Origin of the sequence: Micromonospora sp. NPDC002717 (assembly GCF_040295705.1) — a bacterium.
Taxonomy (GTDB): domain Bacteria; phylum Actinomycetota; class Actinomycetes; order Mycobacteriales; family Micromonosporaceae; genus Micromonospora.
Window position 1 is genome coordinate 58,530 of the sequence record NZ_JBEOVW010000016.1, and the last position, 13,987, is coordinate 72,516.

The 13,987-nt window shown below is 75.0% G+C and carries 11 protein-coding genes and 1 pseudogene; 8 read left to right on the plus strand and 4 right to left on the minus strand.

Annotated elements, in window-relative coordinates; all coding sequences use genetic code 11:
- Window positions 1-28: 28 nt before the first annotated feature.
- The 4 genes from ABT006_RS23115 to ABT006_RS23130 all read right to left on the minus strand — a co-directional run bounded on the left by ABT006_RS23115 (window position 29) and on the right by ABT006_RS23130 (window position 3,485).
- Window positions 29-655, minus strand: coding sequence for a TlpA family protein disulfide reductase (locus tag ABT006_RS23115; RefSeq protein WP_350709635.1), 627 nt, complete (start codon window positions 653-655; stop codon window positions 29-31).
- Between the two features lie 106 nt (window positions 656-761).
- The gene (gene nth / locus ABT006_RS23120; protein WP_350709471.1) at window positions 762-1,550 is read right to left on the minus strand and encodes an endonuclease III; all 789 of its coding nucleotides are present in this window, start codon (window positions 1,548-1,550) and stop codon (window positions 762-764) included.
- 61 nt (window positions 1,551-1,611) lie between these two features.
- The gene (locus tag ABT006_RS23125; RefSeq protein ID WP_350709473.1) at window positions 1,612-2,766 is read right to left on the minus strand and encodes a CapA family protein; all 1,155 of its coding nucleotides are present in this window, start codon (window positions 2,764-2,766) and stop codon (window positions 1,612-1,614) included.
- A 56-nt stretch (window positions 2,767-2,822) separates the two neighbouring features.
- Complete coding sequence (locus ABT006_RS23130; RefSeq protein ID WP_350709475.1) at window positions 2,823-3,485, minus strand: adenosylcobinamide amidohydrolase; 663 nt, start codon at window positions 3,483-3,485, stop codon at window positions 2,823-2,825.
- Between the two features lie 217 nt (window positions 3,486-3,702).
- Between ABT006_RS23130 and ABT006_RS23135 the strand changes: the two genes are divergently transcribed.
- The 8 genes and pseudogenes from ABT006_RS23135 (at window position 3,703) to ABT006_RS23170 (ending at window position 13,981) form a co-directional block, all read left to right on the plus strand.
- Window positions 3,703-4,380: a Crp/Fnr family transcriptional regulator gene (locus ABT006_RS23135; RefSeq protein WP_089003062.1), complete on the plus strand. Its 678-nt coding sequence runs from the start codon at window positions 3,703-3,705 to the stop codon at window positions 4,378-4,380.
- A 258-nt stretch (window positions 4,381-4,638) separates the two neighbouring features.
- Window positions 4,639-5,382 carry a metallophosphoesterase family protein gene (locus ABT006_RS23140; protein WP_350709477.1) on the plus strand — a complete coding sequence of 248 codons (744 nt, stop codon included), beginning with the start codon at window positions 4,639-4,641 and terminating at the stop codon, window positions 5,380-5,382.
- A 380-nt stretch (window positions 5,383-5,762) separates the two neighbouring features.
- Window positions 5,763-6,368, plus strand: coding sequence for a TetR/AcrR family transcriptional regulator (locus ABT006_RS23145; protein WP_350709479.1), 606 nt, complete (start codon window positions 5,763-5,765; stop codon window positions 6,366-6,368).
- A 38-nt stretch (window positions 6,369-6,406) separates the two neighbouring features.
- A pseudogene (locus ABT006_RS23150) lies at window positions 6,407-7,183 on the plus strand (TIGR03084 family metal-binding protein); the annotation flags it as partial.
- Between the two features lie 128 nt (window positions 7,184-7,311).
- Window positions 7,312-9,090: an acyclic terpene utilization AtuA family protein gene (locus ABT006_RS23155; RefSeq protein WP_350709481.1), complete on the plus strand. Its 1,779-nt coding sequence runs from the start codon at window positions 7,312-7,314 to the stop codon at window positions 9,088-9,090.
- Entirely contained in the window at window positions 9,087-10,226 is a 1,140-nt protein-coding gene (locus ABT006_RS23160; RefSeq protein ID WP_350709483.1) for an acyl-CoA dehydrogenase family protein, read from the plus strand. Before ABT006_RS23155 ends, ABT006_RS23160 begins: the two co-directional genes overlap by 4 nt.
- Window positions 10,227-10,340: 114 nt before the next feature.
- The gene (locus tag ABT006_RS23165; RefSeq protein ID WP_350709485.1) at window positions 10,341-11,942 is read left to right on the plus strand and encodes an acyl-CoA carboxylase subunit beta; all 1,602 of its coding nucleotides are present in this window, start codon (window positions 10,341-10,343) and stop codon (window positions 11,940-11,942) included.
- A 71-nt stretch (window positions 11,943-12,013) separates the two neighbouring features.
- Window positions 12,014-13,981, plus strand: coding sequence for an ATP-binding protein (locus tag ABT006_RS23170; protein WP_350709487.1), 1,968 nt, complete (start codon window positions 12,014-12,016; stop codon window positions 13,979-13,981).
- Window positions 13,982-13,987: the final 6 nt, after the last annotated feature.

Genomic DNA, 13,987 nt, shown 5'->3' on the forward strand with positions numbered 1-13,987 from the left:
CGCCCGCCCGCACCTGCGCGCCCGCGGCTCACGCCGGCACCGTCAGGCCGAGGTGCTGCCGGACCAGTTCCGCCAGGCGGGCGTCGTCGAGCGTGCCGGAGGAGTCGACGTGCCGGACGTTGCCCTGCCCGTCGACGAAGACGGTCAGGGGGATGGCCTTGCGCCTCAACTCCTGCTTCAGCCGCTCGCCCCGGTCGACCAGCACCGGGAAACGGATCCCGAAGTCCTCGCCGATGGCCTGGGCACCCTCGCGACTGTCCCCGCTGTTCACCCCGATCACCCGGAGCTGGCCGGCGGCCCGGTCGCTGAGCCGCTGGAAGGCGGGCAGCTCGTCGCGGCAGGGCGGGCACCAGGAGGCCCAGACGTTGACCACGGCCGGGCCGCGCAGCTCCCGGAGGGCGACCGGCGCGCCGCCGGTGAAGCAGTCCAAGGTCAGGTCGGGCAGCGCCTGCCCCGCACCCCTGGACGCCGACGCCGGGGCGCCGGACGCGGGCGGGGTGCCGAGCGCCGTGCAGTCCTGGAACGGCGACGGCCGGTTCGCGGCGGCCTCCTGGCGGCCGGTCGGGGCGCTCTCCTCCTCGGTGCCGTTGCCGGCGGTGCACCCGCCCACGGCCAGCAGCACGGGCACGAGCAGGGCGGCGAGTCGGCGGTTCACCGTGGTTCGCGACTGCGGGGCTCGCAACACCGGCTCACTCCTCGCGCTCATCGGTTCACCGTGGTTCGCGACTGCGGGGCTCGCAACACCGGCTCACTCCTCGCGCTCACGGTGCCTCCGCCACGACGGCCTGGACGGGCACCAGCTCCGGGTCGACCCCCGCGGCCACCGCCAGGTCCCGGGCGCGGGGGCCCTTGAGCAGCCGCGCGGCCGCCGCCGGCTCGGTCGGCCCGGTGCCGTACGACGGGCAGAGCTTCGCCAGCGTGCACGCGCCGCAGGCCGGCTTGCGGGCGTGGCAGACCCGCCGGCCGTGGAAGATCACCCGGTGCGACAGCATGGTCCAGTCCCGCCGAGGGAAGAGCGCCCCGATCGCGTGCTCGATCTTCACCGGGTCGGTCTCGGCGGTCAGCCGCCAGCGCTGCACCAGCCGCCCGAAGTGGGTGTCGACGGTGATCCCGGGCACACCGAAGGCGTTGCCGAGGATGACGTTGGCGGTCTTGCGGCCGACGCCGGGCAGCGTCACCAGGTCGACGAGCTTGCCGGGGACCCGGCCGTCGTACCGCTCGACGAGGGCTTGGCCGAGCTTGATCAGGGAGTCGGTCTTGTTGCGGTAGAAGCCGGTGGGCCGGATCAGCTCCTCCATCTCCGTCCGGTCCGCCCCGGCGTAGTCGGCGGCGGTCGGGTAGCGGGCGAAGAGCTTCGGGGTGACCTCGTTGACCTTCTTGTCCGTGCACTGCGCGGAGAGGATCGTCGCGACGGCCAGCTCCAGGGGGCTGGAGTGGTCGAGTTCACAGTGCGCGTCGGGGTGGGTCTCGGTCAGCGCCCGGCCGATCCGCCGGGCGCGGCGCGTACGCCCGAGGTCGGTCTCGGTGAAGCCGGAGGAGCTGGTGGTCACGCCGGCCAGCCTACGTCGCCGGTGTGACCGGACGCCGGGGCCACGCGTCCGCGCCGCCCGGTCAGCCGCCCTGCGGCGGGCTGATCGCCCCGGAGTCGTCGAACCGGGCGCCGGTCTCCGGGAAGTCGCTGCGGGTGAGCTGCTTCACGAGGCCCAGGCCGCGGTCGTCGCCGTCCATCGTCGGCTTGCCGGCGGAGTTCATGTACGTCGAGACGAACGAGCCCCCGGCCCAGCTGCCGTCCGGCTTCAGCGACACCTTGAGCACCCCGCCCCAGCCGAGCCGGCCGGTGTTGCTCAGCGAGTTGCCCCCGCCGGCGAAGTTGCCCAGGCTGTACGCGATCAGCCGGCCCTTGTAGAACTCCATGCCGCGCAGCACGTGCGGGCCGTGCCCGACGATCAGGTCCGCCCCCGCGTCGATCATCGCCTTGGAGAACTTGACGGGGTCGCCCCGGTTCTCGCCGAGGAACATCTCGGTGCCCGGCCGCACCCGGGTCTTGTCGGCCCCCTCGCCGCCCATGTGCACCTGCACCACGACCACGTCGGCCTGACCGGCCGCCTTGGCGATCACCTGCTTCGCCTCGGCGATGTCGACGAGGCTGTTGGACCAGACGTACGACGAGAAGCCGGCGACCGCGACCTTGACCCCCTTGACGTCGACCACGGTGATCTGGTCGGGCGCCCCGGTGTGCGCGAGGTCGTACTTCTCCAGCGCCTTCTGGGTGTTCTCGTAGCCCTTCGGGCCGTAGTCGTAGCCGTGGTTGTTGGCCTGGTTGAGCAGGTCGAAGCCGGCGTCGCGCAGGTGCGCCGCGTAGTCCGGCGGGGCACGGAACTGGAAGCAGCGGGTCGAGTTCGGGCCGCACTTGCCGGTGCCGGTGTCGACGGTGAGCGGCTCCTCCAGGTTGCCCATCACCAGGTCGGCGGCGAGCGCCTTCTCGACCGAGTCGAAGAAGCCCTTGCCACCGTTGGCGGGCAGCCGGTTCGGCGCGTTGCCCATGATGATGTCGCCGGTCGCGGAGAGCGAGATCGCCTGCTCTGCGGGCTTCGCGGGTTGGCTGGACCGGACCGGGGCGCCGGTGCCGCCGGCACCCGCGCCGGGCTGCCAGACGGGGTCGCCCCCGGACCCGGGCTGGCCGCAGCCGGCGGCGAGCAGGACGGCGAGCAGCGCGCCCAGGGCGAGTGCGACGCGGCGGGGCGGAGGGGAGGCGGCAGCGTACATCGAGCGCGACCCTATCGGGTATGCAACGCCGGGACGAGACCCGATCGGACGGATGTTCAGCCAGTCGGCCGATCGGACCACGGGACCACGGTGCCCGCCCCACCGGCCGTCACGGCGGCGTACACGGCCCGGGCCAGCGGGGCTCCCCAGGTGGAGCGCGGTCCGCCGTACGCCGACTCCGGGCCGTCGAGCGGGCAGAGCACGGTGACGGCGTCGGTGGGGGTGCCGGTGCCCGGCACGCCCAGCTCCGCGATCGCCTGCGCCTTCGCCTCGGTGGCGGTCGCCACCGCGTTGACCAGGGCGGCGTCGCCGAGCCGGGCCGGGACGTACACCACGATGTTGACCGTGCCGACCCGCTGGCCGGGCGCCGCCGGGGCGGGCTCGGCCGCCCAGACCGGGGTGCCCAGGCCGACGGTGGCCCAGACCCGCACCCCGGTGTCCGTGCGGGCGACCACCTCGGCGACGTCCACCCCGGTCAGCAGGCCCACCCCGGGCCCGTCGAGGTCGAGCCCGCCGGCCAGTGCGGCCAGGTGGTCGGCCGGGTCGTCCCGGTCGTACGACATGGGTACGGTCGCGTTGACGACCCAGCGTCGGACGCCGATCCCGCCGCCCAGCGGCGCGGAACTCACCGCGCGCAGCGGGCGGTCGGCGCGCCAGACCAGCAGCGGGACGTCCCGACCGTCCTCCCGACGGGCGGTCAGCACGGGTTCGCTCAGCACGCGGTGACCCTACGACCCGGCGCCCGCCGGCCCGCCGGCGCCCGGGACGGGCGCGCGATCTTACTGCTTGATCACGTCGGGCGGGTTACGCCCAACGATCAAGATTCCAGGGGTGCACCTCGGATTCCAGCTCACGTGCGCCTAGACTGGCCACGCGCGAGGGATCAGCGGACGGCGGACCCGGCCGACGGACGGCACGCGCAGGTGGAGGTGCGCGATGGACGAGGTACTGGCCCGCAGCGGGATCTTCCAGGGCGTCGACCCGGAGGCTGCCGAGGCGCTCGCCAAGGAGATGGAGACGCTCGAGGTCCGCAAGGGCGAGATCGTCTTCAACGAGGGCGAGCCCGGCGACAGTCTCTACATCCTGCTGTCCGGCAAGATCAAGGTGGGTCGCCGGGCGGCCGACGGCCGGCAGAACCTGATCGCCGTGATGGGCCCGTCGGACATGGTGGGCGAGCTGTCGCTCTTCGACCCCGGCCCGCGTACGGCGACGGCCACCGCGGTCACCGACACCCGGCTGGTGCGGCTGCGCAAGCAGGCCCTGCGCCCGTGGCTGAACAACCGGCCGGAGATCGCCGAGCAGCTGCTCCGGGTGCTCGCCCGCCGGCTGCGGCGGACGAACGACTCGTTGGCCGACCTGATCTTCACCGACGTGCCCGGTCGCGTCGCCAAGAACCTGCTCCAGATGGCCGGCCGCTTCGGCACCCGCGACGGCGGCGTGCTCCGGGTGACCCACGACCTCACCCAGGAGGAGATCGCCCAGCTCGTCGGCGCCTCCCGGGAGACCGTCAACAAGGCGCTGGCCGACTTCGCCTCGCGCGGGTGGCTGCGCCTGGACGGCAAGAGCATCATCATCCTCGACCCGGAGCGCCTGGCCCGCCGCGCCCGCGTCTGACGCCGCCACGGCCGGGGTCCACCCCGGCCGCCTCGGCAACACCGGTCCGGACCGCACGCCCGCGGCCGGGCCGGTTCGCGTTCGGGCCCCGCAGCCACCGGAACCCCGACTGTTGTCTGCCCGACCGCCGGTCTGCCGGTCTGCCGGTCTTCCGGTCTTCCGGTCTTCCGGTCTGCCGGCCCGCCGGTCTGCCTGTCTGCCTGTCTGCCGGGGGCAGAATCGCTGGACTCCGGCCGGGTCGGTGGGCATGGTGGAGCGATGCTGGACCGCGTCGCCGTCCTCTCCGACATCCACGGGGTGCTGCCCGCGCTGGAGGCCGTGCTGGCCGAGCCGGACGTCGCCGCCGCCGACCTGATCGTGCTCACCGGCGACATCGCCGCCGGACCGCAGCCGGTCGAGGTGCTCGACCTGCTCGCCGGCCTCGGCGACCGGGTCTGCTGGGTGCGCGGCAACGCCGACCGCGAACTGGTCGAGGCGCGCGCGGGCCGCAAGTCGCCGATCGACGTCTCGAACTGGGCGGCCGAGCAGCTCCGCGCCGACCACCTCGCCCGGCTGGCGGCGTTGCCGCTGACGGTGACCCTGGAGGTCGCCGGCCTGGGTCCGGTGCTCTTCTGCCACGCCACGCCCCGCGACGACGAGGAGGTCGTGCTCGTCGACTCCCGGATGGATCGCTGGGCGGAGGTGCTCGCCGGGGTGCCGGCCGAGGTGGGGACGGTGGTCTGCGGACACACCCACATGCCGTTCACCCGGCTGGCCGACCGGCGGCTGATCGTCAACCCGGGCAGCATCGGGATGCCCTACGGCGGCCCCGGCGCCTTCTGGGCGCTGCTCGGGCCCGGGGTGCACCTGCGCCGCACCCGTTTCGACGTCGACGCCGCCTGCGCCCGGGTGGCCGCCGAGTCGGGCTTCCCCGACGCCGCCGAGTGGGCGGACGAGTACCTGCACTCCCGACACAGCGACGCCGACGCGCTCGCGGTGTTCGCCCCCCGCGACGGCCGCTGAGCCGCCAGCCCCGCAGCCTGCGGCCCTGCCGGCCGCCCTGTCGCCCTGCGGCCCTGCCGACCGCCCTGTCGCCCTGCGGCCTTGCGGCCCTGCCTGCCTGTGGCCCTGGTCCCTCGACGCCGGGCCCGCTCCGGCGAACCGTGCCCCATCCATCGGGGCAGCTCGACAGCGTGCGAAAAGGGGGTCGCCTCGGCCGGCTCCGGCATCCTCGGACGACCGCGTGATCGGTCCCGTCGAAGGCCCACCCCCGACACGTCCGGATGGCCGGTCCCGCCGACGTCGGGCAGCCGGCCAGGACCGGGCCAGGTGACGCTCGACAGCCGGCCGACCCGGAAAAAGTCAGTCTTGACTGTTTGTTTCGGTGGCGGCACGCTGTCCCCGTGCCCGTCGCATCGACCCGCGTCCCTCAACAGGAGCGCAGCCGCGCCACCCAGGCCCGGCTGCTGGAGGCGACCGTCGAGTGCCTGGTGGAGCACGGCTGGGCCGGCACCACCACCACCGTCGTCGCGGCCCGCGCCGGCGTCTCGCGCGGCGCCCAGCTCCACCACTACCCCACCAAGGCCGCGCTGGTCACCGCCGCCGTCGCGCACCTCACCGAACGCCGGGCCGAGGAGCTGCGCAGCGAAGCCGAGGCGCTGCCGGCCGGCCCGCAGCGCCTCGACCGGGTGATCGACCTGCTCGGCGCGGCCTTCACCGGCCCGCTCTTCGTCGCCGCCCTCGAACTGTGGGTCGCCGCGCGCACCGACCGGGAGCTGCGCGAGGCCCTGCTGCCGCTGGAGGCCCGGGTGGGCCGCGAGATGCACCGACTCACCGTCGCGCTGCTCGACGTGGACGAGCGCCGCCCGGGCGTACGGGAGGCGGTGCAGGCGACCCTGGACCTGCTCCGCGGGCTGGGCGTGGCCAACCTGCTCAGCGACGACTCGTCCCGCCGCACCGTCCTGCTGCACACCTGGAAGCGCCAGCTCGCCGCCCTGCTCACGCCCTGACCGCCGCCCTGATCGGACCGTCCCGCACCGGAGGCACCATGGTCGACCCGAAGGACCTGCTCGCGGATCTGGCCGACGAGGCCGAGCAGCTGGACGGCCTGGTGGACGGCCTGTCACCGGGCGACTGGGCGCGGCCCACCCCGGCGGCCGGCTGGAGCATCGGGCACCAGATCGCCCACCTCGCCTGGACCGACCAGGTGGCGCTGCTCGCCGCCACCGACCCGGAGGCGTTCTTCGCGTCCGTGGCCGCCGCTCCCGACCCGGCGCGGCTCGTCGATGCCGGCGCGGAGAAGTTCCTCGCCCCGCCGACCGAACTGCTGCCCCGCTGGCGTGCCGGCCGGGCCGCGCTCGCCGCCGCGCTGGCCGTGGTGCCGGGGGGCGGGAAGCTGCCCTGGTTCGGCACCCGGATGTCGCCCGCCTCGATGGCCACCGCCCGGATCATGGAGACGTGGGCGCACGGTGCGGACGTGGCGGACGCGCTCGGCGTCGTCCGCCCCGCCACGGCCCGGCTGCGGCACGTCGCGCACCTCGGCTTCCGCACCCTCGGCCACAGCTTCGCCGCCCACGGTCGGCCGGTGCCGGCGGCGCCGGTGCGGGTCGAGCTGGCCGCGCCCGACGGCGACACCTGGACGTACGGGCCGGCCGGGGCCGCCGACCGGGTCACCGGCCCGGCGCTCGACTTCTGCCTGCTGGTCACTCAGCGGCGGCACCGCGCCGACCTGGCCTTGGCGGCGACCGGCCCGGTCGCCGACGAGTGGCTGGACGTCGCGCAGGCCTTCGCCGGCCCGCCCGGCCCCGGCCGCCCGCCAGAGGCCGCCGGAGCCGGCGCGACCGGAACGCCGGCCGGCACCGGCGCGGGAGTGGCCGGCACCAGCGCGGCGGCCCGCACCGGCGCTGGGGTGGCGGCGGGCGGGGCCGACGCGGGCGCGGGCCAGGTACCGGCATGAGCGGCGTGCTGCGCGTCGGCAACGCCTCCGGCTTCTACGGGGACCGGTTCAGCGCGTGGCGGGAGATGCTCGACGGCGGCGAACTCGACGTGCTGACCGGCGACTACCTGGCCGAGCTGACCATGCTGATCCTCGGCCGGGACCGGCTGCGCGACCCGTCCCTCGGCTACGCGAAGACCTTCCTCCGCCAGCTCGAGGGGTGCCTCGGCACCGCCCTGGACCGGGGCGTGCGGATCGTCACCAACGCGGGCGGGCTGAACCCGGCCGGCCTGGCCGCCGCGATCGGATCGCTCGCCGACCGGCTCGGTCTGACCGTGCGCGTCGGCCACGTCGAGGGCGACGCCCTCCCGCGCCCGGACGCGCTGACGGCCAACGCCTACCTCGGGGCGTACGGCATCGCCGCCTGCCTGGACGGCGGAGCCGACGTGGTGGTCACGGGCCGGGTCACCGACGCGTCCCTGGTGGTCGGGCCGGCCATCGCCCGGTTCGGCTGGGGGCGCGACGACCTGGACGCGCTGGCCGGGGCGACCGTCGCCGGCCACCTCGTCGAGTGCGGGGCGCAGGTGACCGGGGGGAACTTCAGCTTCTTCACCGAATTGCCCGACGGCGGGCACCGCCCCGGCTTCCCGATCGCGGAGCTGCACCCGGACGGCTCCTGCGTGATCACCAAGCACCCCGGCACCGGCGGCGCGGTCACCGTGGAGACCGTCACCGCCCAACTGCTGTACGAGGTCGGCGGGCCGGCCTACCTCGGGCCGGACGTGGTGGCCCGGCTCGACACGGTCGAGCTGAGCGCCGCCGGGCCGGACCGGGTGCGGGTGAGCGGCGTCCGGGGCGCCCCGCCGCCGGACACCCTCAAGGTGGGCGTCAACAACCTCGGCGGCTTCCGCAACTCGATGACCTTCGTCCTCTGCGGGCTCGACATCCCCGCGAAGGCGGCCCTGGTCCGGGGCCAGGTCGAGGAGGCCGTCGGCACGGAGGGGCTGGAGTTCACCCTGGCCCGCACCGACCACTCCGACGCCACCGACACCGAGGCGGCAAGCGCGCTGCTGCACGTACACCTGCGGGACGGCGACCGGGCGCGGGCCGGGCGGGCCTTCTCGGCGGCCGCGGTGGAACTGGCCCTGGCCTCCTATCCGGGCTGCACGCTGACCACGCTGCCCGGCGACGCGGCGCCCTACGGGGTCTTCACCGCCGACACCGTGCCGCAGGACGCGGTGCCGCACGTCGCGGTGCTGCCCACCGGGGAGCGGCTGCCCGTCCCGCCGCCGCCCCGCACCGCCGGCGCGCCCGACAGGCCGGCGCCCGCCGCCGACCCGCCCCCGCCCGTGTCGGCCGAGCCGGCAGCGGCCGGTGACCGACGCGGGGCCGACCCGGGGCGGCCCGCCGCGCCGGCCGGCCGACCGACCCGGCGCGCGCCGCTCGGTGAGCTGGTCGGGGCCCGCTCCGGCGACAAGGGCGGCGACGCCAACCTCGGCGTCTGGGCCCGCACCGACGCGACGTGGTCGTGGCTGCGCGGCTGGCTCACCGAGGCCCGCCTGCGCGAACTGCTGCCGGAGACCGCCCCGCTGGCCGTAGAGCGGTACGAGCTGCCGAACCTGCGGGCGGTCAACTTCGTCGTCCGGGGGCTGCTCGGGCAGGGGGTGGCCGCCTCCACCCGCTTCGACCCGCAGGCCAAGGCGCTCGGCGAGCTGCTCCGCTCCCGGGTCGTCGACCTGCCGGCGGACCTCGCGCCCGGGGCGGCCGGCACGACCACCACCCGGGAGGAGCCGTGACCATCGTCGACACTCCGGAACGGCGGCAGCTCCGGGAGCTGACCCGGGCCTTCGTCACGCGGGAGGTGCTGCCGCACCTCGACGACTGGGAGCGGGCCGGCGAGGTGCCCCGCTCGCTGCACGAGACGGCCGCGAAGATCGGCCTGCTCGGCGTCGGTTTCCCGGAGGCGGTCGGCGGCAGCGGCGGCGACCTGCTCGACTCGATCATCGTCACCGAGGAGGTGATCCGCTCCGGCGGCTCGTCCGGGCTGGTCGCCGCGCTGTTCACCCACGGCATCGCGCTGCCGCACATGGTGGCCTCCGGTGACGGCGAGCTGATCGACCGGTACGTCCGGCCGACGCTGGCCGGGACGATGATCGGCGCGCTGGCGATCACCGAGCCGGACGGCGGCTCGGACGTGGCGGCCGTCCGCACCTGCGCACGGCGGGACGGCGACCACTACGTGGTCAACGGGTCGAAGACCTACATCACCAGCGGGGTCCGCTCCGACTTCGTCACCACCGCCGTCTGCACCGACTTCCCCGGATCCGGCTCGCTCAGCCTGCTCGTGATCGAGAAGGGCACCCCGGGCTTCACCGTGGGCCGGCGGCTGGAGAAGCTGGGCTGGCACTGCTCGGACACGGCCGAGCTGTCCTTCGTGGACGTGCGCGTGCCGGTCACCAACCGGATCGGCCCCGAGGACACCGCCTTCCTGGCGATCATGCAGAACTTCGCCAGCGAGCGGCTGTCGCTGGCGACCCAGGCGTACGCGACCGCGCAGCGCTGCGTCGAGCTGGCCGCCCGCTGGTGCCGGGACCGGTCCACGTTCGGCCGTCCCCTGGCGAGCCGGCAGCTCGTCCGGCACCGGCTGGCCGAGATGCACACCCGCAGCGAGGCGGCGCGGGCGTACGTGCACCAGGTGGCGGCGCGGGTGGCGGCCGGCGAGCCGGTGGTGACCGAGGTGGCGATGGCGAAGAACGTCGCCGTGGCGGCCTGCGCCGAGGTGGTCGACCAGGCGCTCCAACTGCACGGCGGCTACGGCTACCTGCGCGACGCCGAGGTGGAGCGGCACTACCGGGACTCGCGGATCCTCGGCATCGGCGGCGGCACCACCGAGATCATGAACGAGATCATCGCGAAGGGCATGGGCCTGTGAGTGCGAGGAGTGAGCCGGGTTTGCGAGCCCCGCAGCCACGAACGAAGGAGGCTCCGTGAGTGCGAGGAGTGAGCCGGGTTCGCGAGCCCCGCAGCCACGAACGAAGGATGCTCCGTGACGACGCTGCGGAGCGCGATCGACCCGTCCTCGCCCGGCCACCGGGCCAACCGCGAGGCCCTGCTGGAGCGCCTCGCCGAGCTGGAGGCCGCCCTCGACCAGGCCCGGGCCGGCGGCGGGGAGAAGTACGTGACCCGCCACCACCGGCGGGGCAAGCTGCTGCCCCGGGAACGGATCGAGCTGCTGCTCGACCGGGACAGCCCGTTCCTGGAGCTGTCCCCGGTGGCGGCGTACGGCACCGACTTCCCCGTCGGGGCGAGCGTGGTGACCGGCATCGGGGTGGTCGAGGGCGTCGAGTGCCTCGTCGTCGCGAACGACCCGACGGTACGCGGCGGCGCGGTGAACCCGTGGTCCCTCGCGAAGACCCGCCGGGCCGGCGAGATCGCCCTGGCCAACCGGCTGCCGATGGTGAACCTGGTCGAGTCGGCCGGCGCCGACCTGCCCACCCAGGCGGAGATCTTCATCCCGGGCGGCCGGGTGTTCCGCGACCTGACCCGGCTCTCGGCGGCGAGGATCCCCACGGTCAGCGTGGTCTTCGGCAACGCGACCGCCGGGGGCGCGTACGTGCCGGGGATGTCCGACCACGTGATCATGATCCGGGACCGGTCGCAGGTCTACCTGGCCGGGCCGCCGCTGGTGAAGATGGCCACCGGCGAGGTCACCGACGACGAGTCCCTCGGCGGGGCGGCCATGCACGCCAGCACGTCCGGCCTGGCCGACTTCCTCGCCGCCGACGAGCGGGACGGCATCCGGCTGGCCCGGCAGTGCGTACGCCGGTTGAACTGGCGCAAGCAGGGGCCACCGCCGCGCGACCCGTTCCCCCGGCCGCCCAGATACGACCCGGAGGAGCTGCTCGGCATCGCCAGCGCCGACCTGAAGGTGCCGTTCGACCCGCGCGAGGTGCTGGCCCGCATCCTCGACGGCAGCGAGTTCGACGAGTTCAAGCCGGCCTACGGCACCGCCCTGGTGACCGGCTGGGGCGAGCTGCACGGCTACCCCGTGGGGGTGCTGGCCAATGCCCGGGGCGTGCTGTTCAACGAGGAGGCGCAGAAGGCGGCGCAGTTCATCCAGCTCGCCAACGCCGCCGACACCCCGCTGGTCTTCCTCCAGAACACCACCGGCTACATGGTGGGCACCGAGTACGAGCAGCGCGGCATCATCAAGCACGGCGCCCTCATGATCAACGCGGTGTCGAACTCGACCGTGCCGCACCTGACGGTCAACCTCGGCGCCTCCTACGGGGCCGGCAACTACGGCATGTGCGGCCGGGCGTACGAGCCACGGTTCCTGTTCACCTGGCCGAACGCCAGGTCGGCGGTGATGGGGCCGGCGCAGCTCGCCGGCGTGCTGTCCATCGTGGCCCGGCAGGCCGCCGCCGCCCGGGGGCGCGACTACGACGAGGACTCCGACGCCGCGATGCGGATGATGGTCGAGCAGCAGATCGAGTCCCAGTCCGGCGCGCTCTTCCTCTCCGGCCGGCTCTACGACGACGGGGTAATCGACCCCCGGGACACCCGTACCGTCCTCGGGCTCTGCCTGTCGGCGATCCACAACGCCCCGGTGCGGGGCGCCGACCGCTTCGGCGTCTTCCGGATGTGATCTCCCGTGACCGCGAGGAACGCAACGGAGCGGAGTCCCGCAGCCGCGAACGAAAGGCAGGCACCGCGCGAATGATCACCCGACTCCTCGTGGCCAACCGGGGCGAGATCGTCCGCCGGGTCTTCGCCACGTGCCGGGCGCTCGGCATCGGGACGGTGGCCGTGCACTCCGACGCCGACGCCGACGCGCCGTTCGTCGCCGAGGCCGACCACGCCGTCCGGCTGCCCGGGAACACGCCCGCCGAGACGTACCTGCGGATCGACCTGGTTCTCGACGCGGCCCGCCGGGCCGGCGCGGACGCGGTCCACCCCGGCTACGGCTTCCTCGCCGAGAACGCCGGGTTCGCCACGGCGGTCACCGACGCGGGGCTGACCTGGGTGGGCCCGCCGGCCAAGGCGATCGCCGCGATGGGCGACAAGGTGGCGGCGAAGGCGCTGCTCGCCGAGGCGGGCGTGCCGATGCTCCCCACCTGGACCGACGCCGACGAGATCACGGACTTCCCGGTGCTGGTGAAGGCGTCGGCCGGCGGCGGCGGGCGCGGGATGCGCGTCGTCCGCGACGCCGCCGACCTGGCCGAGGCGGTCGCCTCCGCGCGCCGCGAGGCGGCGGCGGCGTTCGGCGACGGCACGGTCTTCGTCGAGCGGTACGTCGAGCGGGGCCGGCACGTCGAGGTGCAGATCTTCGGCGACGCGCACGGTACGATCGTCGCCCTCGGCGAGCGGGAGTGCTCGATCCAGCGCCGGCACCAGAAGATCGTCGAGGAGGCCCCGGCGGTCGTCCCGGCGGACCTGCGCCGGCGGCTGCACGAGGCGGCGGTCGCGGCCGGCCGGGCGGTCGACTACGTCGGTGCGGGCACGGTGGAGTTCCTGCTCGCCCCGACCGGGGAGTTCTTCTTCCTGGAGATGAACACCCGGCTCCAGGTCGAACACCCCGTCACCGAGGCGGTCACCGGGCTGGACCTGGTGCGCCTGCAACTGCTCGTCGCCGAGGGCGGGCCGCTGCCGCTGGCGGCGACGCCGCCGACCCGCGGCCACGCGATCGAGGTACGCCTCTGTGCCGAGGACCCGACGCAGGGCTGGCGGCCGGCGACCGGCACCCTGCACCGGATCGCGGTGCCCGGGGTGTCCGTCGAGTTCGGCCCGCTGCCCGGCCCGGGCCTGCGGCTCGACTCCGGCGTGGTCGACGGCTCGCCGGTCGGCGTCCACTACGACTCGATGCTGGCCAAGCTGGTCGCCTGGGGGCAGACCCGGGCCGAGGCGACCCGGGCGCTGGCGGGCGCACTGGCCCGCGCCGAACTGCACGGCGTCACCACCAACCGGGACCTGCTGGTCCGGGTGCTGCGCAGCGACGACTTCCAGGCCGCCGAGCTCGACACCGGCTTCCTCGACCGGCACCCCGAGGTCCTCGCCCCGCTGCTGCCGGCCGACCGGCTGCCGCTCGCGGCGCTGGCCGCCGCCCTCACGGGTGCCGCCGGCCGCCGCGCCGCCGCGCCGCCGCTGGCCGGGCTCCCGTCCGGCTGGCGGAACGTGCCGGCGTTTCCCCAGGTCGCCCGCTTCTCCGGCCCCGGCGGTGGCGAGATCGAGGTCCGTTACCGGCTGGACCGCACCGGTGCGCTCGCCGAGTGGTCCACGGATCCCACGACCGACCACCCGGTCAGCCTGGTCGAGGCCGCCCCCGACCGGGTGGTGCTCGACGTCGACGGGGTGCGGCGGGCCTACCGCGTACGCCGGGCCGGGTCGGCGGTCTTCGTGGACGGCCCGGACGGGGCGGCGGGCCTGGCCGAGCTGCCGCGCTTCCCGGAGCCCACCGCGGAGCTGGCGGCCGGGTCGCTGGTCGCGCCGCTGCCCGGCGCGGTGACCCGGGTGCACGTCGAGGTCGGCCAGCGGGTGGCGGCCGGCGACCTGCTGCTAACCCTGGAAGCGATGAAGCTCGAACATCCCGTGCTCGCCCCGACCGGCGGTGTGGTCGCCGAGCTGCCGGTGCCCGCCGGCGGGCAGGTCGACACGGGCACCGTGCTGGCCGTGGTCGACCCCGAGTGATCCTGG

Excerpts from the sequence above, each read along its gene's own strand:
- ABT006_RS23125 (WP_350709473.1), bottom strand. The coding sequence starts at position 2,766 with ATGTACGCTGCCGCCTCCCCTCCGCCCCGCCGCGTCGCACTCGCCCTG.
- ABT006_RS23135 (WP_089003062.1), top strand. The coding sequence starts at position 3,703 with ATGGACGAGGTACTGGCCCGCAGCGGGATCTTCCAGGGCGTCGACCCG.
- ABT006_RS23140 (WP_350709477.1), top strand. The coding sequence starts at position 4,639 with ATGCTGGACCGCGTCGCCGTCCTCTCCGACATCCACGGGGTGCTGCCC.
- ABT006_RS23155 (WP_350709481.1), top strand. The coding sequence starts at position 7,312 with ATGAGCGGCGTGCTGCGCGTCGGCAACGCCTCCGGCTTCTACGGGGAC.
- ABT006_RS23170 (WP_350709487.1), top strand. The coding sequence starts at position 12,014 with ATGATCACCCGACTCCTCGTGGCCAACCGGGGCGAGATCGTCCGCCGG.